Origin of the sequence: Actinoplanes sp. NPDC049118, assembly GCF_040648555.1 — a bacterium.
GTDB lineage: Bacteria > Actinomycetota > Actinomycetes > Mycobacteriales > Micromonosporaceae > Actinoplanes.
In genome coordinates this window covers 531,244-552,571 of the sequence record NZ_JBEZDY010000001.1, presented here as the reverse complement: position 1 = coordinate 552,571, position 21,328 = coordinate 531,244, and the positions used below count along the sequence as shown (strand labels likewise).

17 protein-coding genes are annotated in these 21,328 nt (G+C 73.0%); 7 read left to right on the top strand and 10 right to left on the bottom strand.

What is annotated here, in order from left to right:
• Window positions 1-226 precede the first annotated feature (226 nt).
• The gene (locus AB0B58_RS02515) at window positions 227-1,459 is read left to right on the top strand and encodes a dipeptidase (RefSeq protein ID WP_360216188.1); all 1,233 of its coding nucleotides are present in this window, start codon (window positions 227-229) and stop codon (window positions 1,457-1,459) included.
• An 18-nt stretch (window positions 1,460-1,477) separates the two neighbouring features.
• On the opposite strand, the gene AB0B58_RS02510 is transcribed toward AB0B58_RS02515, so the two are convergent.
• The 3 genes from AB0B58_RS02510 to AB0B58_RS02500 are packed head-to-tail and all read right to left on the bottom strand — an operon-like array spanning window position 1,478 to window position 4,132.
• Window positions 1,478-2,155 (bottom strand): VOC family protein, encoded by a 678-nt coding sequence (locus AB0B58_RS02510; protein ID WP_360216185.1) that lies wholly within the window; start codon window positions 2,153-2,155, stop codon window positions 1,478-1,480.
• Window positions 2,156-2,204: 49 nt separating this feature from the next.
• Window positions 2,205-2,864 carry a response regulator transcription factor gene (locus AB0B58_RS02505; RefSeq protein WP_360216182.1) on the bottom strand — a complete coding sequence of 220 codons (660 nt, stop codon included), beginning with the start codon at window positions 2,862-2,864 and terminating at the stop codon, window positions 2,205-2,207.
• Complete coding sequence (locus tag AB0B58_RS02500; protein WP_360216179.1) at window positions 2,861-4,132, bottom strand: histidine kinase; 1,272 nt, start codon at window positions 4,130-4,132, stop codon at window positions 2,861-2,863. Before AB0B58_RS02500 ends, AB0B58_RS02505 begins: the two co-directional genes overlap by 4 nt.
• A 130-nt stretch (window positions 4,133-4,262) precedes the next feature.
• Here AB0B58_RS02500 and AB0B58_RS02495 point away from each other — a divergent pair, with 130 nt between their 5' ends.
• The 4 genes from AB0B58_RS02495 to AB0B58_RS02480 all read left to right on the top strand — a co-directional run bounded on the left by AB0B58_RS02495 (window position 4,263) and on the right by AB0B58_RS02480 (window position 8,453).
• Complete coding sequence (locus AB0B58_RS02495; protein WP_360216176.1) at window positions 4,263-5,162, top strand: ATP-binding cassette domain-containing protein; 900 nt, start codon at window positions 4,263-4,265, stop codon at window positions 5,160-5,162.
• Complete coding sequence (locus tag AB0B58_RS02490) at window positions 5,159-5,959, top strand: ABC transporter permease (RefSeq protein WP_360216173.1); 801 nt, start codon at window positions 5,159-5,161, stop codon at window positions 5,957-5,959. Before AB0B58_RS02495 ends, AB0B58_RS02490 begins: the two co-directional genes overlap by 4 nt.
• Window positions 5,960-5,996: 37 nt before the next feature.
• A complete protein-coding gene (locus AB0B58_RS02485; RefSeq protein WP_360216170.1) occupies window positions 5,997-6,263 on the top strand; it encodes a hypothetical protein in 267 nt (88 codons plus the stop codon).
• Window positions 6,264-6,350: 87 nt separating this feature from the next.
• Entirely contained in the window at window positions 6,351-8,453 is a 2,103-nt protein-coding gene (locus AB0B58_RS02480) for a peptidase M6 immune inhibitor A (RefSeq protein ID WP_360216167.1), read from the top strand.
• 102 nt (window positions 8,454-8,555) lie between these two features.
• Here AB0B58_RS02480 and AB0B58_RS02475 read toward each other — a convergent pair whose 3' ends face one another.
• The 3 genes from AB0B58_RS02475 to AB0B58_RS02465 form a co-directional block, all read right to left on the bottom strand.
• On the bottom strand, window positions 8,556-9,728 hold the full coding sequence (locus tag AB0B58_RS02475) for a hypothetical protein (RefSeq protein ID WP_360216164.1): 1,173 nt from the start codon (window positions 9,726-9,728) through the stop codon (window positions 8,556-8,558).
• Between the two features lie 116 nt (window positions 9,729-9,844).
• Entirely contained in the window at window positions 9,845-10,603 is a 759-nt protein-coding gene (locus AB0B58_RS02470; RefSeq protein ID WP_360216161.1) for a cyclase family protein, read from the bottom strand.
• 89 nt (window positions 10,604-10,692) lie between these two features.
• Window positions 10,693-12,315 carry a diguanylate cyclase domain-containing protein gene (locus tag AB0B58_RS02465; RefSeq protein WP_360216158.1) on the bottom strand — a complete coding sequence of 541 codons (1,623 nt, stop codon included), beginning with the start codon at window positions 12,313-12,315 and terminating at the stop codon, window positions 10,693-10,695.
• A gap of 83 nt (window positions 12,316-12,398) precedes the next feature.
• Between AB0B58_RS02465 and AB0B58_RS02460 the strand changes: the two genes are divergently transcribed.
• Window positions 12,399-13,004 (top strand): MerR family transcriptional regulator, encoded by a 606-nt coding sequence (locus AB0B58_RS02460; RefSeq protein ID WP_360216154.1) that lies wholly within the window; start codon window positions 12,399-12,401, stop codon window positions 13,002-13,004.
• Complete coding sequence (locus AB0B58_RS02455) at window positions 13,001-15,355, top strand: VIT domain-containing protein (protein ID WP_360216151.1); 2,355 nt, start codon at window positions 13,001-13,003, stop codon at window positions 15,353-15,355. Before AB0B58_RS02460 ends, AB0B58_RS02455 begins: the two co-directional genes overlap by 4 nt.
• Window positions 15,356-15,421: 66 nt before the next feature.
• Here the strand turns inward: AB0B58_RS02455 and AB0B58_RS02450 are convergent, their stop codons facing one another.
• The 4 genes from AB0B58_RS02450 to AB0B58_RS02435 all read right to left on the bottom strand — a co-directional run bounded on the left by AB0B58_RS02450 (window position 15,422) and on the right by AB0B58_RS02435 (window position 21,276).
• The gene (locus AB0B58_RS02450; RefSeq protein WP_360216148.1) at window positions 15,422-17,629 is read right to left on the bottom strand and encodes an RICIN domain-containing protein; all 2,208 of its coding nucleotides are present in this window, start codon (window positions 17,627-17,629) and stop codon (window positions 15,422-15,424) included.
• A gap of 26 nt (window positions 17,630-17,655) precedes the next feature.
• Window positions 17,656-18,864: an alginate lyase family protein gene (locus tag AB0B58_RS02445; RefSeq protein WP_360216145.1), complete on the bottom strand. Its 1,209-nt coding sequence runs from the start codon at window positions 18,862-18,864 to the stop codon at window positions 17,656-17,658.
• 252 nt (window positions 18,865-19,116) lie between these two features.
• Window positions 19,117-20,757, bottom strand: coding sequence for a hypothetical protein (locus AB0B58_RS02440; RefSeq protein ID WP_360216142.1), 1,641 nt, complete (start codon window positions 20,755-20,757; stop codon window positions 19,117-19,119).
• 132 nt (window positions 20,758-20,889) lie between these two features.
• Window positions 20,890-21,276 carry a hypothetical protein gene (locus tag AB0B58_RS02435; RefSeq protein WP_360216139.1) on the bottom strand — a complete coding sequence of 129 codons (387 nt, stop codon included), beginning with the start codon at window positions 21,274-21,276 and terminating at the stop codon, window positions 20,890-20,892.
• Window positions 21,277-21,328: the final 52 nt, after the last annotated feature.

Genomic DNA, 21,328 nt, shown 5'->3' with positions numbered 1-21,328 from the left:
GATTTGCTTTCCCCCCGCTTGTCCGGCCGTTGTCGACCGGGCATGCATAGAGATTCCGTGGCGCGCGGTGCGGGCCTCGTTCCCGAACAGGTGCCGCCCGGTTGCGACCCACCCGAACCGCGAAACCTGAGGATTTCGAGGCCCGGAAACCCCGCCGAACGGGCCGTTCTGGTCATAGGCTCCGCGGGCGATCAGCAATAGTCCGGAGCGTCAAGGAGCAGCCCCAGTGACCGTGGTAGACCTCGCCCTGCAAGCCATGCCGGTGATCGACGGACACAACGACCTGCCGATGGCCCTGCGGGCCCGGGCCGGGTACCGGGTGTCCGGGCTGGCGGCGGACCGCCCGGAGTTCCACACCGACATCGCCCGGCTGCGCGCCGGCCGCGTCGGCGGACAGTTCTGGTCGGTGTACGTTCCCTCCGACCTGTCCGAGCCCGAGGCCGTGGTGGCCACGATGGAGCAGATCGACGCCGTCTACCGGCTCGCCGCCGCGTACCCGCGGGACCTGGCGATCGCGTACTCGGCGGACGACGTCGAGTCCGCGATCGCGGGCGGCCGCATCGCCTCGCTGATCGGGATCGAGGGCGGACACAGTCTCGCCACGTCGCTGGGGGTGCTGCGTGCCTTCGCCCGCCTCGGCGTGCGGTACGTGACCCTGACCCACAACCACAACACGTCCTGGGCGGACTCGGCGACGGACGAACCCGGGGTCGGCGGGCTCGACGACGAGGGCCGGGCGATCGTCGCGGAGATGCAGCGCATCGGCGTACTGGTCGACCTGTCGCACGTGGCCGCGACGACCATGCACGCGGCGCTGGACGTGGCGACCGCCCCGGTGATCTTCAGCCACTCGTCGGCGCACGCGGTCAACGGCCACCGCCGCAACGCCGCCGACGACGTGCTGGTCAAGCTGCGCGACAACGGCGGCGTCTGCATGGTCACGTTCGTGCCGCCGTTCATCTCGGCGGAGGTGGCGGCCTGGGCCGCCGCGGCCGACGCGGAGTGGGCGCGGCTCGGGCTGCCGCCGGCGCCGGCCTCCTGGCCGAGCGCGCCCCGGCCCGGCCGGGAGGGCACGACGACGGCACCCGCACCCGCCGGTTCGTTCCTGTCGGCGCTGCCCGGCAGCGACGTGTCACCGCCGGAGCCGTTCCGGCCGTGGCTGGCCGCGAACCCGCGGCCCGAGGCGACGATCGCCCAGGTCGCCGACCACGTGGAGCACGTCCGGGAGGTCGCCGGAGCCGACCACGTCGGTATCGGCGGCGACTACGACGGCTGCGACCGGCTCCCGGCCGGCCTCGAGGACGTCTCCGGCTACCCGCGCCTGCTCGCCGAGCTGGCCTCCCGCGGCTGGAGCCAGGACGACCTGGAGCGGCTCACCGGGCGCAACATCCTGCGGGTACTGCGCGCGGCGGAGCAGGCCGCGCCGGAACCGCTCTGGCCACGGTCCCCGGCGCGTTAGCCGATCGGCCGGCCGGCGTCAGTCGCGCCCCTGCCAGGTGGAGACGCGCACCTCGTTGCCCTCGGCGTCCGCGAGCACCCAGCAGGCCGGTGCGCGCGAGTCCGAGAGCAGCGTGCCGCCGGCCTCGAGCGCCGCCCGGATCCGGCCGGGCGCCTCGTCGTGCGGCACGCAGACGTCGAGGTGGATCCGGTTGTGCTGCGGCCGGGGCCCGGTGCGCCGGAACGAGACGGCCGGGGCCTGCGCGAGCGGGTCGGCGATCGGGTCCACCGGGCCGTCGGCGCCGCCCTCGCCGGCGTAGCCCAGCACGGCCTTCCAGAACGGCCGGATCCGGGCGGCGTCCCGCGCGTCGATACCGACCTCGAGGGCCTGCACCGAGCGGCCGCCGCCCGCGCACGGCTCGAGCCGCAGGCCCATCTCCCCCGCGGTGGTGGCGATCTGGCGGGCCAGGTCCAGCTCGGCCGCCGTCACGGCCGCCGAGCGCGCCGACTGGAGCACCAGCTCGAGCCGGCCCGAACGCAGATCGATACGCAGGCTCTCGTCGGCGCCCACGCCGCAGGCGCGGACGAGTTCGGTGGCGACCTCGGCGCCCTGCCACATCGGGCCCAGGCGCAGCGACGCGCGCAGCGTGCCGAGCACGTAGCGCCAGCCCAGCTCGCCGACGGCCGCGGACGCCTGCGGCGCGGTCACGACAGACATCAGTGCATGGTCGCATCCGCGGGTGGCTCGCGCGAGCGACCCGGCCGCGTCAGGCCCGGCCGGCGTCGTGCACCAGGATCGCGACCTGGACGCGGTTGTTCAGCTCGAGCTTCACCAGCAGGCGCGACACGTGCGCCTTCACCGTCGCGACGCTCATGAACAGCTCCGCCGCGATCTCCGCGTTGGACCGGCCCCGGCCGAGCAGCAGGGCGACGTCGCGCTCCCGCTCGCTGAGCCGCTCCAGGGCGACCACGGCGCGATGGCGGGTCCCGTTCGCGCCGGGCGCCGCCACGTGCGCGATCAGCTGCCGGGTCACCGTCGGCGACAGCATCGCGTCGCCGCCCGCCACGCGGCGGACGGCGTGCAGGATCTCCGCCGGCGGAGTGTCCTTGAGCAGGAAGCCGCTCGCGCCCGCCCGCAGCGCCCGCAGCACGAACTCGTCGGCGTCGAAGGTGGTCAGCACGATCACCTCCGGTGCGCCGGCGCGCCCGCGCAGCGACTCGGTCGCCGCGAGGCCGTCGACCCGGGGCATCCGGATGTCCATCAGCACCACGTCCGGGCGGCACGCGGCCACCGCCGCCGGCACCTCGCCGCCGTCGGTGGCCTCGCCGACCACCGCGACGTCGTCGGCGCTGGACAGGATCATCGTGAGGCCCGCGCGGACCAGGGCGTCGTCGTCGACGATCAGCACCCGTACCGGATCGGTCATGACGGGCCGGGCCAGGGCAGCCAGGCGCGCAGGGCGAACTCCCCGTCGGCGGTCGGGCCGTGCGCCAGCCTGCCGCCGGCCAGGGTGGCGCGCTCGACGAGCCCGACCAGGCCGGTGCCGGCGCCGGGGATCGCCAGGCCGGGCCGCCCGACCGGGGCCGGGTTGCGCACGTCGATGGTCAACCCCGCACCGGCCGCCCCCTCGACGGTGACCCGCACCGCCGTGCCGGGAGCGTGCTTGCGGGCGTTGGTCAGACCCTCCTGCACGATCCGGTACGCCGTGCGCCCGGCGCCGGCCGGCAGCGGCGCGGAGTCGTCGATCCGCACGTCGAGGCGCACCTTCGCCCCCGCGGCCCGGGACTCGTCGGCCAGCGCGGGCAGCTCGCCCAGCGTCGGCTGCGGGCGTTCCGGCTGATCGTCGCCGGCCGGCTCGCGCAGCACGCCGATCACCTCGCGCAGGTCCTGCAGGGCCTGGTGCGCGCTGGCCCGGATCACCCCGGCCGCCCCGGCCACCTCGGCGGGCGCCGCGTCCGGCCGGATCTCCAGCGCTCCGGCGTGCAGGCTCAGCAGCGAGATCCGGTGTGCGAGCACGTCGTGCATCTCGCGGGCGATGCGGGTGCGTTCCAGGGCGCGGGCCTGCGCCACCCTCAGCCGCTGCTCGGACTCGGCGCGCTCGGCCCGGTCACGCAGCGACAACACGAGCTGCCGCCGCGACCGCACGACCATGCCCCAGAGCAGCACGATCACCGTGAACACCGCGCTCCAGGCCATGGACTCCCAGTAGCCGGCGGCCGTCTCGGGCCGCAGCGCGCAGAACACGGCGTTGGAGACCATGCTGCCGGCGGCGACCACCGCCGTCACCGCGAACCTGCGGTGCACCACCACCGTGAAGAAGAAGATCGCCCCGGCGACCGCACCCGCCACCGTGAAGACGCCGGTGACCATGGTCAGCACCGCGAGCTGCACCGGCCAGCGCCGCCGCCACCAGAGCGCGGCCGAGAGCGCGACACCCACGACCAGGTCCAGCCAGGTCAGCCAGGGCGGGGTGCCGGCCCACTCCTGCACTATCACCGGGTTCGGGTTCAGCAGGTCGACGGTGGCCAGCACCGCCCAGCCGAGGCCGAGCGCGAAGCAGAGGGCGTCGATCGCCCAGTCCCGCGTCGAGCGGGGTGCCGACGGCCGGTCGGGCTCGTCCAACAGCGACGCCGGGAGCAGCCACTGGTACTCCGACGGCCGTCCGCCGGGCCTCGTCACCGCCGTCTGCGCCACGATCGCCATGCTACGGGCGGTGCTCCGGCGCCCGATACCGACCAAAGTCGTAACCGGCGCTAGACCAAGGTTCGCCGGCGCCGACCTGCGGCCGACGCGGGTGGCCACCCGGCGGCGGCAGGCTGAGCACATGATCACGGTCGAACATCTGAGCAAACGGTACGGGAGCCACCCGGCCGTCGACGACGTGTCCTTCACCTGCGAGCCGGGCACGGTCACCGGCTTCCTCGGCCCGAACGGCGCGGGCAAGTCCACCACCATGCGGATGATCTGCGGGCTCACCCCGCCCACCGCCGGCACCGCCACCATCGACGGGCGGCCGTACCGGCGGATGGGCAACCCGGGGCGGCGCATCGGGGTGCTGCTGGACGCCTCGGCGCAGCACTCCGGGCGTACCGGGCGTGAGGTGCTGACCCTTGCCGCGCTGACCATGGGCGTCGAGCGGCGCCGCGTCGACGAGAGCCTGGACCGGGTGGGGCTCAACAGCACGGCCGCCAAGCGGCGGGTCAAGGCGTACTCGCTGGGCATGCGGCAGCGGCTCGGGCTCGCGTACGCGATGCTGGGCGACCCCGGCATCCTGGTCCTGGACGAGCCGGCCAACGGCCTCGACCCCGAGGGCATCTTCTGGATGCGCGGGCTGCTGCGCGACTTCGCGGACCGCGGCGGCACCGTGCTGCTCTCGTCGCACCTGCTGCGCGAGGTGGAGGCGGTCGCGGACCGGCTGGTCGTCATCGGCGGCGGGCGCGTCGTGGCGCAGGGCGACAAGTTCGAACTCCTCGCCGCGACCGGCACGCTCGTACGGGCGCTGGACCGGGCCGCCCTGGACGTGGCCCTGGCCCGCGCCGGGCTGACCGGCACCGCGACGACCGACGGGGGCGTCCTCGTGCAGGCCGACGCGGAGACGATCGGGCGGGCGGCGGCCGGCGCGGGCCTGGTGCTGCTCGAGCTGCGCCCGGCCGGCAGCGGCGGGCTCGAACAGATGTTCCTGAGCCTGACCGCCGGCGACTCGGTGCGGGAGGCCGTCCGATGACCGCCGTTCAGCAGGCCCCGGCCGGTGCGGCGGACGTCGCGCCCGAACGCGACGGCGGGCGTACCGGGATCCCGCTCCGCCGGCTCACCCAGGTCGAGCTCCGCAAGCTGGCCGACACCCGCGCGGGGTTGTGGCTGCTGATCGTGATCGGGCTGGCCGCGGCCGCGACGGCCGCGATCATGATCTTCGCCGCGCCGGACGCCGAGCAGACCTTCCAGGGGTTCCTCTCCTTCGGCCTGGTGCCGGCGAGCGTTCTGCTGCCGGTGCTCGGCATCCTGTCGATGACCAGCGAATGGTCGCAGCGGACGGCCCTGACCACGTTCACCCTCGAGCCCCGGCGGGGGCGGGTCGTCGCGGCGAAGCTGATCGCGGCCGTGCTGATCGCGGTCGCGACCACGGCCGCGGCGGCCGCGCTGTCCGCGGCCGGCAACCTGATCGCCATCGGTACGGGCGGCGACGGCGACTGGCACATCGAGGCCGCCCTGGTGGGTCAGCTGCTCGTCAACCAGCTGGTGTTCGTGCTGATGGGCTCGGCGTTCGGCGCCCTGCTGATGAACTCGCCGCTGGCGATCGTGCTGTACTTCGCCATCCCGACGGTCTGGTCCGTGCTCGGCGAGATGGTCCGGTGGCTGCGCACGGCCGCGGGCTGGATCGACATCAACCTGACGTCGGTGCCGCTGAGCGAGCCGGGAATGACCGGCGAGCAGTGGGCACGCTTCGGCGTCGCCGCCCTGGTCTGGGTGGCGCTGCCGCTGGCCCTGGGCACCGTGCGGGTGCTGCGGCGCGAGGTGTCCTGACCCGCCGGGCGCCCGGCCGGGCGGCTAGGCTCGATCCATGCCGATCGGTTCGCAGCCGCCCGGTCGCCGGGGCACCGTCGACCGGCCGTACAGCGCGCTCAATCTGCGGATGGTGCTGGCCGCGTTCGGTTTCGTCGTGTGCTCGGCCCTGGCCGTCGTGCTGTGGCACGCGGGCTGGACCGTGCCCGGATGGCTGCTCGCCGCGTGGGCAGTGGTGGCGGTGGTCGACATGGTCGTGGTGCAGCTGCGCCGACGGGCCCGGCGCCGCTGCGACGGAGGTCGGGAGCATTCCCTCTTCGAGTAGGTCGCGTCTTGCCCCTTTTGGGGGCTTGATCCGGGTAGCGTCCCCTTCTGTGCGCGCCTCACCGGCGCGGCGTCGAAGGGAGTCCCCATGGCCCGCCTCCGCTTCGCCGCGGTCGCCCTGCTGATCCTGCCCCTGCTTCCATACGCCTCCGCGGCGGACGCGGCGCCGGCCGCCCCGGCGGCCCCGGCGGAACCGCGTTTCGACGACGTCCGGGAGCTGACCCGCAAGCAGCTCGACGTCTCGAGGCTGGGCATCGGCCGCGAGGGCAGCCCGCAGCGGGCCCGGGCCGCCGCGCCGACCCCGCCCGTCGGCACCGTGCGGGAGTGGCTCGGGCTGAACGAGATCGACGGCGGCGTCTACCGCAAGGACTACACGCTGCGCAGCGTCGGGAAGCACATCGAGGTCTGGGTCGCCAAGGACGTCGCCTTCCCGGCCGGCGACTGCCGCCCGGCCTCCTCCACCCAGGTGACGGACGCACAGATCGCCGAACTGGTGAACGAGTTCGACGAGACCATCTGGCCGCGCGAGACGGCCGCGTTCAGCACGCCGCGGGAGCGCGACGGGACCAAACCGCAGCTGACCGGCGGCGACTACACCGGCGACGGCGCCAAGACCGTCACCCTGCTGGACAACGTCCGCGACGACAACTACTTCGACTTCCCGAAGGCGCAGACCTACATCGCCGGCTTCTTCTCCTCGCAGATCAACGATCTCGTCGACCGCAACGTCATGACGATCGACGTGTACGACTGGCTGCACCGCTCCGGGGCCAACCCGCCCGACGAGCCGACCGACGACCTGTGCACCAGCCGGCCCGCGCGGCCCCGGATGTACGAGGGCACGTTCGCGCACGAGTGGCAGCACCTGCTGCAGTCGTACACCGACCCGGCCGAGGAGCTCTGGGTCAACGAGGGCCTCTCCGACTACGCGCAGACCCTGGTCGGCTACGTCGACGGCAACGCCACCGTCTACCGCGCCGGCATGGACAGCCACCTCGCCTGCTTCCAGGGCTTCGGCACGGTGCGTACCCGCTACAACACCAACCCCCGCCCGTGCGGCGGGCCGCAGAACTCGTTGAACCTCTGGGACGAGGGCGGGCCCGCCGACGTGCTCGCCGACTACGGCAACGCGTACCAGTTCATGCTCTACCTGCGGGACCGCTTCGGCGCCGCGGCGCTGTCGCGGCTGCACCGCGACGGCGCGGACCAGGGCCTGGCCGGGGTGTCCGCCGCGCTCGGCGACGACGTGCAGCTGTACCGGGTCCTGCACGACTTCCAGACCATGACCCTGGTCGACAAGGTGATCGGCGACTCGCCGGACGGGGTCATGGTCGGCGTGCCGCGGGAGCGGGTGGTCACGCCGAGCGTGCGCTCGACCGTGAACCTGGACAATCCCTCCTCCTACGACCAGCCGGGCGCGGCGCCCAACGGCGCCGACTACGTGCGGCTGCGCGGCGCCGACTCCAAGCCGCTGCGCGGCTCGCAGCTGCGGTCGGTGCGGTTCTCCGGCGCGCGCACCCTGCCGAAGGAACCCCTGAAGTGGACGGTGCGCGACGGCGCGCTCTTCTCCGGCGACGCCAGCGATCTCGACGTCTCGGCGGTGGTCGCGGTGAGCGTGCCGGCCGCAGACCCGATCCTGCGGGTACGGCAGAAGTACTCCACCGAGGCCGACTACGACTACGGCTACGTGACCGTCTCGGCCGACGGCGGGCACACGTACACCGCCGTCGCCGGTGACAAGACGGTCAAGGGGCCGCTCGGGCCCGCGATCAACGGCGAGAGCAACGGCTTCGCCACGCACACCTACGACCTATCCGCGTACGCCGGAAAGCGGATCCTGCTCGGCTTCCGCTACGTCAGCGACCAGTCGATCAACAACGGCGGCTGGTTCATCGACGACGCGAGTCTCGGCGGCACCTCCGTCACCGACGGCTCGACGCTGGCCGGCTTCCGCTCGCCGACGCAGATCGTGCCGCAGCGGGTGCACGCGTGGAGCGTGCGGCTGGTCGGCCTCGACGAGAAGGGGCGCCGGGCGCGGCAGGTGCCGCTCGCCCAGTTCGCGGCGCTGCGGCCGTACCGCAGGGTGGTCGCGATCGTCGCCTACGACGAGCCGACCGGGATGATCAAGCAGTACGCGCCCTACACGCTGACGGTCAACGGCGTGGTTCAGCCGGGCGGCAGCACGCCGTAGATCAGGGCGGTCGAGCCGAGGCCGCTCTGACCTGCACTCGACTCCAGCCGCGGCCGGGCCCTGGCCGGGGCGTTGGGCTCCGGGCCTGGCCGCGTCGACCGCCTACCTGTCAGCGCGGGTCTGTGCGGCGGCGAGCTGTTCCCGGTGCACGGGGAAGCACGGCCTTTCCGGCCAGGGGCGGCAACACGTGACGAGCGGCCGCTCCACGGGTTCCGCGTCGGCGAGGGTGCGGATCGCCGTGGCGCACGGCCGGTGGCCCAGCCGCGCGGCGGCTTGCTGGACCACCGGCGCGTACGTCGGCGGATCGGCGGCGGCCAGAGCTCCGAGCGCGGCCAGGGCGCGGAGCCGGACCGGTTCGACCGGATCGGCGGTCCGCTCGGCGAGGAACCAGGCATTCACCGGCGACGGGTCGGCCGCCATCACGGCGACGGCCGCCTCTCGGGCGTGGCCGTTGCGATCCAGGGAGGCCAACGCGGCCGCCAGGCTCAGGTCGGGCTGGGGTTCGGCAGCCGTCACGGCGTCGACGAACGGCTTCAACTCGCTGGTGAGTTCAGCGTGCCGGGCCCGGAAGCTCAACCCGTCCAGCAGGCCCGGGCAGGTACTCAACTCGGCGAGCGCGGCCGCGCCGACGGTCTCCGGATCGGCTAGCGCGCGAAGCAGATCGCGCAGTCTCGCGACGTCCCGCCGGTCTGCGCGGAGGGCATGGTCCCGAATCAGGTCCCGCGAGGACTCCGCCAGCGCGTCCTGCCGTCGCTGCGCGCGGGTGAACAGGTGGACGATGCCGGCCCAGAAGCAGAGGACGCCAAGCAGCACCGCCAGGACCCCCATGATGACCGGGGAGATGCTGCGGATCCCGTAACCCCAGGCGTCGACGACCACGAAAGCTCCGCCGCCGCCGAAGAGAATCCCGCCACCGATCAGGGCGAGCTCCTCGGTGCGATTCTCCGGGACCCGGGAAACCCGCCCCAGGGCCGGCCCCGCCAGAGTCGGCTGTGCCGAAATCGGCTCTGCCGAAATCGGCTCTGCCGAAATCGGCTCTGCCGGACTCGGCTCTGCCGGACTCGGCTCTGCCGGGATCGGCTGTGCCGGGATCGGCGGGAGCCGGCGGCGGCTGCGCCAGACGTGAGCGAACCCGCGCCATGCCAGGTATCCGATGCCGACAACAGCCAGATAACCCGCCACGAACAGCGGTGACTCGAGAGCGATCTCGCCGAACCGCCACATGCCCTGCAGGAGGGCGAGTCCCACCGCAACGGCGAGCGCCCCGACGATCACCCAGGCGATGACGTCGCCGGCGTCCCACCGCCGCCTCGTGTTGCGCATCCGCGCACCGTACCGACGTTGATCTTGATTGAAAACCCGGTCGCGAGATGGTGTCCGCGCGAAGCCGATCAGCCGGGCGGCAGGACGCCGTAGATCAGGGCGGTCGAGCCGGAGCCGGCCCGGTTGATGTGCCCGCCGCAGAGCACGTGTGCGCCGGTGGCGGGCAGCGCGCCGAGGTTGGCGAGGGCCTCGAGGCTGATCCGGTGCCGCTGGTAGACCAGCCGCGAGACGGCGTAGGTCGCGTCGGCGCCGGGATCGGGGCCGAACGTGTCGGTGCCGGTGCCGCCGCGGTGGCCGAGCCGGCCGGTCTCGACGAGCCACCGCACCGCCTCGAGGCCGAAGCCCGGCTGGTGCATGACCCCGTCGGCGTCGAAGTTGTAGTACGCCTCGGTGCCCCACCGCGACTCCCAGCCGGTCCAGAGGATGACCATGGACTCGTCCGGGATCCGGCCGTGCCGCCGCTCCCAGGCCTCGAGGTCCTCGACGGACAGTTCGTAGTCGGCGTCGCGGGCGCAGCGGGAGCGGATGTCGATCTTGACCGCGGGCAGGAAGAGGTCGGCCGGGTCGAGTTCGTCGGCGAGCGCGGCGCCGGCGGTGAAGTGCCCGGGCGCGCCCCAGTGCGTGCCGGTGTGCTCGCCCTCGCGGACGAACCGCAGATGGAAGCCGTCGTTCTCGATGCTGGCGACGGTCTCGAGCTCGAAGGCCGGGTCGCCGGGGTAGACGCTGGTGGTCGCCGGATCGTTGACGTGCGAGAGGCTGATCAGGTCGAGGCGCAGACCCGCACGGCCGCCGCCCGGCACGCCCCGCCAGTCCCGTCGCTGCCGCAACCGTCATCGCCCGTCGTCGCAGGAGAGCCCGTCCCGATCATCCTGCCCGATCGGTCGCGCCCCGTCGTGCCTTCCGGCGCGGCGAGGCGTCAATCGGCGAGCATCAGGGCCAGGCGGCCGGTGCGGGCGTGCTTGGCCGCGTACATGGCGGCGTCGGCGCGGGCGATCAGGGCGCGCGGGGAGCCGGCGGCCGAGTCCTCCCAGGCCACGCCGATGCTGGCCTGGGGAAGCAGCCGCTCACCCGCGACGTCCAGGTGGCTCGCGCTCAGGGCGGCGACAAGCGTCTCGCCGATCCGGCGGGCCTGGTCGGGGCCGGGCACGTCGGCGCAGATCACCACGAACTCGTCGCCGCCGAAGCGGCCGACGACGTCGCCGTCGCGGACCGAGGCGCGCAGCCGGCCGGCGACGTAGGTCAGCAGCTCGTCGCCGGCCGCGTGCCCGTGCCGGTCGTTGACCTGCTTGAACTCGTTGAGGTCGATGAAGACCACCGCCGTGCCGCGGGTGTTGCCGGACCCGGTGAGCGCGTCCTGAAGCGCGGTCAGCGTCGACGCCCGGTTGCGGCAGCCGGTCAGCGCGTCGTAGGTCGCCCGTTGCTTGAGCTCCTCGCGCATCCGGACGTCCTCGGTGACGTCGGTGAGGCAGATGATCGCCCCGGTCACCTCGCCGGACGCGGTGGTCAGGCTCCGCAGGCTGGCCCGGACCCGGCGCAGGCCGCGCCCGAGGTAGCCGTACTCGACGTCGGCGTCGCGGCTGGAGCCCAGCACCGCGGCGATGGCCGCGTCGACGGCCGGCCGGTCGCCGGCGACGATCGGACTCAGGCACTCGTCGCTCAGCAGATCGCCGGTGCCGGCGCCGAGGGAGCGGGCGGCGCGCTCGTTCAGGTAGACGACCCGGCGGTCGGCGTCGATCTGCACGATGCCCATCGGGATCGTCTCGGTGAGCCGCCGCAGGAGCTGCTCGCCGGCCCGCAGCGCCTCCTGTGCGTCCATCTCGTCGGAGATGTCGAGCATCTCGGCGACCACCCGCGGATCGTCGGGGTCGGCGAGCAGGTTGCGGTTGGTGATCTCGAACCAGACCGGGTGCCCGTCGCGGTGCAGGTGGCGCAGCCGGACCCGGCGGGATTCGCCCTGCGGGGTGGCGAGCAGGTCCACCCAGCTGGCGATCGCACGCCCCTGATCGTCGGGGTGCACGAGGTCCAGCGCGCGAGTGCCGATCAGCTCGTCCGGCCGCCAGCCGAGCAGCAGGGAGATCTCCGGGTCGGCGCCCTTGATCACGGCGGCCGGGTCCTTGCGGATGGTGACCAGGCGCGGGCGGATCGGCGCGTGCTCCAGCGACACGCCGTCGGGTCGCCCCTGCAGCCCGGTGAGGATGGCGGCGAAGACGCCGTGCCGGTGGGTCATGTCGATCAGGTGCATCCAGACCAGTTCGTCCGGGGCGGCCGCGGGGTGGACGCGGTCGACGGCGACGCCCTCGGCGAGCACCTTGTGCCAGGCCTCGATCGCGATCCTGGTGTCGTCGGCGGTCACCAGGGCGAGGGCCGACTGCACTCCCACGATCTGGCGCAGGCCGTCGACACCGAACCCGTCCGGCGGCGGCACGAACTGGCCGGCCGGCGAGATCGCGCCGACGAACGCGTCCGGATGCTGCAGGAGGGTGGCCTCGAACACCGCGTCGCGGGCGGCTGGCTCCATCATCTTCGCGTCGTGGTCCACAAACCCAGCATCGACCGCCCCCGCCCGGGGCAAAGCAAAACCATCCCGGAAGACATTGACAGTGTCAATGAAACAGTGTCAGTATGACCGGCATGTGGACGATGGACGAGCTGGTGGAGCGGGTGGGCCGGGCCCTGTCCGCCGAATACCCCGGCGCGCCCAACGGCCGGATCCGCGACGTGCCCGACCGCCGCGCCATCCGGTGGTACACGACGACCGGCCTGGTCGACCGCCCCGCCGGCATGCGGGGGCGCACGGCGCTCTACGGGCCACGGCACCTGCTGCAGCTCGTGGCGCTCAAGCGCCGCCAGGCGCAGGGCCACTCGCTCGCCGCGATCCAGGCCGAGCTCGCCGGGGCTGCGGACGCCGAGCTCCAGCTCGCCGCCCGGGTACCGGACGAGTTGCTGACCAGCGACGACGCGGCCGGACCGGCCGACGGCCCGGCGCGACCGCGGTTCTGGGCCGCCGCGCCGGCGGTCGCCGAGCGGCCGATCACGCGGCCGGCCGCCGCGACGGCCCGCCCGGTGGGCGGCGTCGCGCTGGGCGGGGGCGCGATCCTGGTGCTCGCGGTGCGCCCGGACGCCGCCGACTACGCCGCCATCGCGACCGCCGCGCGGCCCCTGCTCGACCTCCTCGCCGACCGCGGCCTGCTGACCGGCGAGAACCCCGAAGATGGGAGCCCGTCATGACCCTTTCCGTCACGCCGATGGATGCGGTGGAGATCGACCGCATCCGGATCCTGCCCGACGCCGGCATCGGCTCCCTGCGCACCGAACGCGGCAACCTTCCGCTGGACCGCCTCGACGTGCAGGCCTCGATCAGCGGCCTGGTCGCCCGCACCACGGTGACCACCGAGTTCGTCAACGCCTTCGACACCGCGCTCGAGGCGACCTACGTCTTCCCGCTGCCCGACCGCGCCGCGGTGACCGGCATGACCATGACCGCGGACGGGCGCACCGTCGCGGCCGAGCTGCAGGAGCGCGCGGCGGCCCGCGAGGCCTACGACCGGGCGATCGAGTCCGGCCGGCGCGCGTCCATCGCCGAGGAGGAGCGCCCCGACGTCTTCACCATGCGCGCCGGCAACATCCTGCCCGGCGAGCGCGTCACCGTCGAGCTGGTCCTGGTCGGGCCGCTGCCCTGGGAGGACGGCGCCGCAACGTTCCGGTTCCCGCTGGTCGTGGCCCCGCGCTACGTGCCGGGCACGCCGCTGCCCGGCCCGGTCGTCGGTTCCGGGCGGGCCCTCGACACCGACGCGGTTCCGGACGCCTCCCGCATCACTCCCCCGGTGCTGCTGCCCGGGTTCCCCAACCCGCTGCGGCTCACCCTCGGCGTCGACATCGACCCGGCCGGGCTGCGGCTCGGCGAGATCCGCTCGAGCCTGCACACCGTGACGCACGAAGGCACCCGGATCGAGATCGCCCCGGGCGAGCGCGCCGACCGCGACTTCATCCTGCGCCTGCCGTACGCGGGCGACGGCTCCGGCGCGGTGTGCGTGCCCGGCGAGGGCGACGACGGACCCGGGGGCACCTACCAGCTGGTGCTCCTGCCGCCGGACGACGACGCCACCGCCACCCGGGAGAAGGACGTGGTGCTGCTGCTGGACCGCTCCGGCAGCATGGGCGGCTGGAAGATGGTCGCCGCCCGCCGGGCCGCCGCCCGGGTGGTCGACACCCTCACGGCCGGCGACCGCTTCGCGGTGCTCACCTTCGACCACCAGGTCGACCGGCCCGCCGACCTCGGCGAGGGCCTGTCGCACGCGAGCGACCGGCATCGCTTCCGCGCGGTCGAGCACCTGTCCCGCGCCGACGCGCGCGGCGGCACCGAACTGCTCGCCCCGCTGCGCGAGGGGCTGACCCTGCTCGGCGGCTCGACCGCCCGGGACCGGGTCCTCGTGCTGGTCACCGACGGGCAGGTCGGCAACGAGGACCAGATCCTCGCCGAGATCACGCCGCTGATCGGCGGCACCCGGGTGCACACCGTCGGCATCGACCGGGCCGTCAACGCCGGGTTCCTGGGCCGGCTCGCCGCGCTCGGCGCCGGCCGCTGCGAACTGGTGGAGAGCGAGGACCGCCTCGACGAGGCGATGGAGCAGATCCACCGGCGGATCGCCGCGCCCGTGCTCACCGACGTGACGATCACCGGCGCGGGCTGCACGGTCGAGGCCGCGGCGCCGCGGACGGTCTTCCCCGGCGTGCCGCTGGTGGTCTTCGGCCGCTACACCGGCGCGGCTGGCGCGGCGCTGACGGTGCGCGGCCGCGACCGCGCCGAACGGGACTTCGTCCGCGAGGTGCCGGTGCGGGTGAGCGCCGAGCCGGCCGTCACCGCGCAGTGGGCGCGGGCCCGCCTGCGCGAGCTCGAGGACCGGTACGCGGCCGGCGAACGCGACCTGGAGCAGCGCATCGTCGCCACGTCCCTGCGCTACGGGGTGCTGTGCCGGTTCACCGCGTTCGTGGCGGTGGACAGCCGGGTGGTCAACGAGGGCGGCGAGAGGCGCCGGGTGACGCAGCCCGTCGAGTCGCCGTCCGGCTGGGACATGCTCGCCGCCGATGCACCGCCGGCCGCCCCGCTCGCGGCGGCGCCCCCGTTCCTGCTCGCCGGGGCCGTGGCGCCGATGCCGCCGCCCGCACCCGGAAGCGCCGGCATCGCGGGACTGCGGAAGTCGGCAGCGCGCACCGGACCGGCGCCGTTCGCGGCGATGCCGGCGAGCCTGCAGGCGTCGAACCGCGTCGCGGGCGCCGCGGCGGCGGGGGGTTCCGGCCCGACGGTTGCCGACCTCAAGGCCATCGTCGGGGTGGAGGCGGGCCGGCTGCGCGACGCCGAGGCCCGCTCGGTGTTCGAGCGCCGCGATCTGCTCGCCGACCTGGCCAGCCGGCTCGGTGCGCTGCTCGAGGGCATGACCGGCGACGAGCTGAAGGGGCTGCGCGCCCTGGTCGAGCGGCTCCGTGCGCCAGGAAGCCTCGAGGAGAAGTGGGCCATGGCCCGCGAGACCCTCGAGGCGTTCGCCCCGGCGCCCGCGCGCAAGGCGTTCTGGAAGCGCTAGCCGCCGCCCGGCGGCGGAACGGGGACGGCCCGCCGCGAGGCGGGCCGTCCGTGCGTGCCGGGGTGATCAGGGGCCGCTGACCAGGTTGGTGACCTGGTGGCCGCTGTTGACCGCGGCACCCGTGTTGTTGATGACGTGCGAGATCGTGCCGGTGCCGCCGAGCGACACCGTGACCATGTTGTGGAACCGGACGCCGGACTTCACCGGCACCTCGAACGCGCGGGCGTTGACCACGCTGGGGTTGACGTTGAAGTAGGCGTACGAGCCCAGGCCCCAGGCCTCGTGGTTGTTCACCGAGTCCGCGACTTTGTACGCCGCCCAGCCCTGCGTCGAGCCGTTCATGTAGGCGGCCTGGTTCGGCGGGTCGTAGGGCATCTCGTTCTGGTAGAAGTACGTGCGCCCGTTCTCGCCGTTCCAGATGGTCTGGTACTGCTGGTAGTGCTCGACGAAGAGGCCGTAGAACGTCACGTTGTCGCCGTTGACGGTCAGGCCGTTCGCCGCGGTGTTGACGTTCCAGCCGACGGTGTTGTTGTCGCCGTGGTCGGCGCGCCAGATCCAGGCGTGGTCGCCGATCACGTTGTCGCTGTTGATCCGCAGGCTCACCGACGCCTTGCCGGCGATCGAGCCGCCGATCCGGAAGAACACGTCGGACAGCACTGTCGGGTTGGCGGCGTGGTTCGCCGAGGAGCCGCTCGGGCCGACCTCCATCAGCACCGGCGAGTTGGTGGTGCCGGCGTCGAAGAGCAGGCCGGCGACCCGCACGCCGTCGACGTCGGCGACCGTCATCGCGGTGATGCCGTTCTGCGGTATGAACGTGGCCAGGCCGAGACCGAGCACGACCGTGCCGGCCCGGGTCACGTTGATCGTCTGGTTGAGGTTGTAGACCCCGGGCGTCACCAGCAGGTTCCTGCCCGACGCCAGGGCGGCGTTGATGTTCGCCGCGGTCTCGCCCGGCCTGACCACGAAGAACGTGCCGATCGGCAGCGACTGCCCGGCCGGGTTGCCGTTCGCCCAGGTGGTGCCGGCGGAGTTGGTCCGCAGCGCGGGCACGAAGACCTGGTAGGCGCCGGCAGAGTCGACGTACAGGTACGGCTTCTCCGCGACGACCGGCGTCTGGTTGACCGTCGTGTACGGCGGGGTCGGGAAGCTGTTGGCCGGCGCGCCCGCAGTGCCGACGAAGACCTGGTTCCAGTTCGAGCCCGACCAGGAACCCAGCTGCGAGTTGCGGGTGATCCACTGCTGCTGCGAGCCGGACTGGATCTGCCCGTCGATCCTGGTGTCGGACATCCAGCCGCCGGAGGACCAGCCGCCGTCGGAGAGCGCCAGGTTGCCGCGGACGTGCATGCGACGGTACGGCGCCGCCTGCGACACGGCCCACCGGTCCAGCCCGCCGGGCGGCGTCACCGAGAGGCCCTCGGCCGAGCGCCAGAAGTTCTGGGTGGCGTTCTGCGAGCCGTCCGGCCACCAGTCGGCCTCGGCGTGCACCGCGCCGTTGATGTTCACCGCGTCCGGGGTCAGGCCGAGGCCCGCCACCTGGGTGAAGAAGCCGACGTTCGCGTCGACGTTGTACGAGCCCGGCTTGAACAGCAGGGCGTACCGGGCGTTGCCGAACTGGTTGGACACCTGCTGGTCGAAGACGGTGTTGAGCCGGTTCTGGATGGTCGACTGCGACATCGACGGGTCGAAGATCGTCACGTTCGGGCCGAGGTCGGGGTTGCCGCCCGGCGGGACGGTCGTGGGCGTCACCGGCGGGGTGGTCGGGTTCGGGGTGCCACCGGAGACCGTCCATTTCTGATTGGCGCCGCCGCCGCAGCTCCAGAGCTGGAGCCTGGCGCCGTCGGCGAGGTTGTTGTCCTTGATGTCGAGGCACTTGTTCGCCTTGACGTTGACCAGGTCGCGCCCGGCCGTGTACGTCCACTGCTGGCTGGTCAGCCCGGCGTAGCAGTCCCACAGGTGCACGACGGCGCCGTCGGTGGTGGCGCCGCCCGCCACGTCGAGGCACTTGCCCAGGCCCCTGAGCGACCTGTCGTCGCCGTGTGTCCAGGTCTGGTTGGCGTTGCCGGCGCAGGACCACATCTGCGGCTGGTTGCCGTTGGCGCTCGAGCCGCCGGTGACGTCGAGGCACTTGCCGTTGGCGGAGCTGACCACGGTGCCGGTGGTGGCGGCCGCGGCCTTCGTGACGCCGACGACGCCGAGCGCGACGACGATCAGGGAGCAGGCGAGCGCTGCGCGGACGCGCGGCCGGGGACGCCGGCGCTTTTCGGGGGGATTCATGGGGGCCCTTCGGTACTGGGTGGGGATCAGGCGGGGTTGCCGGCGTGGGTCAGGGTCTCCCAGGCGACGAAGAGGTTGTTGCTGCCCTGCGGGCGCCGGGCGAGGGTGTAGGTCTCGGTGTTGGCCATCGCGATGCCCAGGCGGTTGTGCAGCGCGTTGAAGGCGACCTCGGTGATCGGCCCGAGGCCGCGGGTGACGCTCCCGCCGCAGATGTTCGCGGGCACCGCGACGCCGTTCTCGAACCTGGTGTGGAAGCCGAGCGCGTGCCGCAGCCGGTCCTGCAGTCCGGGGTACAGGTCGCCGCCCTGGATGCGGCTGGTCTCGGCGACGTGCGCGATCGCGGAGATGCCGTAGCCGGTGTGGGTGAAGTCGCGGCAGGTCTCCTGGGAGAGGCCGTCGACGAAGGTGCTCTGGCCCTGCCAGTAGCTGATCAGCTCGGCGCGGGTGTCGATGCCGCCGGCCGGCGGGTACTTCGGCTGGGAACCGTCCGCGGCGATGTAGACGTAGGACGCGGCGCGCAGTTTGAAGCGCTCGACGGCCCGGTCGTAGGCGGCCCGGTCGTCGAGGAAGACGGAGATGCCGACGGCGGCCTCCATCATCGACAGCTCCCAGTTGCCGTTGCTGTGGATGCCGGGGATGACCACGGGCAGGTAGACGGTGCGCAGCATGGTGGCGAAGCGCGCCTGGTTGGGCCAGCTCGGATAGGTGTACCTGATGATCTCCGCGGCCCGGGGCCACACCGAGCCGGCCCAGGCCGTCTGCAGCGGCGCGTTGCTGTTGGTGTGGTTCCTGATCGTGGCGGACCAGGCGTCCATGATCGCGATCGCCTTGGTCGCGTACGCCTGGTTTCCGGTGATGTACCAGGCCAGCGCGTCGGTGTACGCCGCGATGGCGTCCTCGCGTTCGTCGGTGCAGCCGTTGTTCGGGTTGGAGTAGGAGCCGCACTCGACGGTCGCGCGTGGCATCGGCGTACGGGACAGCGAGGCGTACCTGCTGGCCATCATCTGCTGGTAGGCGCTCGTCCAGGGCTGGGCCTGCGCCGCGACCCTGCCCTTGACGAAGTCGAGCTGGGCGCGGCTGAGCAGGACGCCGGGGTGGTTGAAGGCGGCGGCGGTGACGGCGGTCGTCCCGGCGGGGATGGACCTGGGGGCGGCGGTGGCGGTGCCGACCGCCGCGAGGACGGCGGCGACGACGGTGCCGGTCGCGAGCAGCACACGGCTGGGGGATCTGCGCATGACGGACTCCGGGTGGGGATGTTAACCGGAAGGGGACTTAACAGTTATGAAACTTAATCGCGACGATCGGGACGTGGTCAAGCAGACATCGATCGACTTAAGAATGGCGAAAGGTTCTCCCGCCGGAGAGCGCTTTCCCGTGCCAGGGGCCGGGATCGCAGCCATGGAACCGGTTTCGGCGAGAAAGCGCTCTCACCGGAAGGTGCCCGACCCAGGCGGGGTGCTACCTGGCCGAGCAGGCACGGGCGCGCGCTATTCCCGCCTCCGCAGCGCAGCGATGGAGCAGTCGAGCACCCGGCCGTCCAGGGTGCCGACCACAAGGCGGTCCTCCCCCGCCCGCGCCAGTGAGAACGGGACGACACGGTGATCGTTCACCCGAAGGTGCTGCCGCGCCTGCACCGCGCCGTCTCCCGCGCGCAGGATGACCAGTTCCCCCGAGTCGAACGCGACGTAGACGAAGTCGGCATCCGCGTCGAGGGCAGTGGGCTGACGATCGGCGGTGAACACCCATTGCGGCTCGCCCGTCGGAAACGCACGGCGGACCACGAAGGCGTTCCCGGCCAGAAACCCGGCGTAGTCGTGAACGGTGCCGGTATGGACGAGCGCCGGTCCGGCACGATCGTCGAGGTAGGCGCCGCAGCCACCGAACAGATGACCGCCTCGCGACGTGTCCCACTCGAGCGGGAACAGCCGCCGCACCCGTCCCTGGGGCGCATCGACGGCGACCACCCATTTGTCGCCATGGGGTTCGCTGCCGGTCCCCTGAAGAAACAGCAGATCCGGCGCGTACCGGATCTCGAAGTAGTGATTGCGCTGGTGGTAACCGCCAAGCTGGACCGTGACCGGGCGCGCGCCGTCCGGGTCCACGAGGGTGACCTCTCCGGTCATCGCCGCAGGGTCGTACCCGGTGTTGCGCAGCGCCCACCGGCCGTCGGCCCGGGATGCCATGACCGCGGGGAAGGCGACCCGGTGTGTTGCCCGGACGGCGCCGTCGTCCAGGTCGACCTCCAGCACGACGGTCGGATCGCTCGCTCCTCGGCCGCCGGAGCCGTATGGAGTCCGCGTCAACGCCAGCGCCGTGCGTCCGGCCGGCAGCGTGCTCACCTGGCAACCGATGCCGTCGGTCGGTATCCGCCACGCGCATTCCTCGGACGCCGTCGGCCAGCACTCCAGGGTGACGCCTTCGAGCGCGGCAAGGATCCGGCCGTCGGCGAGGGCCTGCACCGCCCAGACCCCGCCGCGGGGCATCCAAGCTTCTCCCCGTTCCGCGCAGAGCCGCTCGATGACGGCGACGGCGACAGCCGGATCGGGTTCTGATGCGTCCACATACGGCTCTCCGCAGTGGCGCCTGTGCAGCATGCCCGTTGTGGCCCGGTCCCAGTCGTTGCGCCGGATGGAGTAGGCCAGAGAGGTGGTGCCGGACGGCCCTTCGTCCTCGTCGCAAGGGATGGCCAGCACCAGGTCGAGAGTCTCCTGATCCCGCCAGGCGAGCCGCCGCACCGCGCGGTTGTCCGCCAGCAGCGACACGGTGGCGCCGGTGGACAGGTCCAGCAGGAGCAGCTCGCCCTCGTAGAACCACCCACCGTCGTACGCGCCGGCGCCGATCGCCAACAGCGGCAGAGTGGGATGGAAGGCGAGCGCGTTGACCGGTCGATGCGTAGTCAACTGGAACAGGCAGGTGAGATCATCGGACCGGTAGACCGCCGTCGGATACCAACCCGGATCTGACCGCAGCTGGCCGGTGATGACGGGTCCGTGCCATTGCGGCCCGAGCGCACCACCGACCGCGATGAGTGCTTCGTCAGGCGAGATCTCGGTGACGCGCGGCCGGCCGATCTCCCGGAACGGACCGGCACCCAACACCCGGTCCACCCGGGCCTCGAACACGCTCACCGGATACCGGCGGACTCGATTCTTTTGATCATGGCGAGATGATGCAGTCACGGACCCCCGCCTGGCAAATCCGGCCATGCTCGCCGATACGCGACCGACAGCTCCGGTCGTCGCGCCGCTCGGCGCCCAGCGTCACGGGGTCAGCAGCCGCCGGACGTCGATCGGCTGGCGCAGCGGAACGCCGCCGGGTCCGGGCGCCGCCGAGGCCCGGGCCGCGATCCGGAGAGCGCGTTCCTCAGACTCCACGTCGACGATCCGGTACCCGGCGAGCACCGGCATCCCGCACACCGCCGGCGCCGGTGCGCCGCGGTCCGGGCCGGCACCCGCCGGATCGTCGCCTGCCGCGCCGTCGCTGGTCACCAGGCGGGAGAGGCCCGCCAGGCCCTGCGTCTCCACCAGTTCCCCCGCCGCCGCGAGGTCGGCGTCCAGCGACGTCTGGTAGTCGTAGTGACGCCGGACGTCGGCGGGCGTCCAGGCGCCCATGGCGACGTGGTGCTGGATCAACAGGAACTTCGTCATACCCAGGAGTCGTGTCCGCCCCGCCGTTCTCGACACGCCCCACCACAGGACA

What these genes read in the sequence shown, in the direction of transcription:
- AB0B58_RS02495 (WP_360216176.1), top strand. Translation starts at nt 4,263, where the DNA reads ATGATCACGGTCGAACATCTGAGCAAACGGTACGGGAGCCACCCGGCC.
- AB0B58_RS02510 (WP_360216185.1), bottom strand. Translation starts at nt 2,155, where the DNA reads ATGTCTGTCGTGACCGCGCCGCAGGCGTCCGCGGCCGTCGGCGAGCTG.
- AB0B58_RS02455 (WP_360216151.1), top strand. Translation starts at nt 13,001, where the DNA reads ATGACCCTTTCCGTCACGCCGATGGATGCGGTGGAGATCGACCGCATC.
- AB0B58_RS02435 (WP_360216139.1), bottom strand. Translation starts at nt 21,276, where the DNA reads ATGACGAAGTTCCTGTTGATCCAGCACCACGTCGCCATGGGCGCCTGG.
- AB0B58_RS02490 (WP_360216173.1), top strand. Translation starts at nt 5,159, where the DNA reads ATGACCGCCGTTCAGCAGGCCCCGGCCGGTGCGGCGGACGTCGCGCCC.
- AB0B58_RS02445 (WP_360216145.1), bottom strand. Translation starts at nt 18,864, where the DNA reads ATGCGCAGATCCCCCAGCCGTGTGCTGCTCGCGACCGGCACCGTCGTC.
- AB0B58_RS02460 (WP_360216154.1), top strand. Translation starts at nt 12,399, where the DNA reads ATGACCGGCATGTGGACGATGGACGAGCTGGTGGAGCGGGTGGGCCGG.
- AB0B58_RS02485 (WP_360216170.1), top strand. Translation starts at nt 5,997, where the DNA reads ATGCCGATCGGTTCGCAGCCGCCCGGTCGCCGGGGCACCGTCGACCGG.
- AB0B58_RS02505 (WP_360216182.1), bottom strand. Translation starts at nt 2,864, where the DNA reads ATGACCGATCCGGTACGGGTGCTGATCGTCGACGACGACGCCCTGGTC.
- AB0B58_RS02480 (WP_360216167.1), top strand. Translation starts at nt 6,351, where the DNA reads ATGGCCCGCCTCCGCTTCGCCGCGGTCGCCCTGCTGATCCTGCCCCTG.
- AB0B58_RS02450 (WP_360216148.1), bottom strand. Translation starts at nt 17,629, where the DNA reads ATGAATCCCCCCGAAAAGCGCCGGCGTCCCCGGCCGCGCGTCCGCGCA.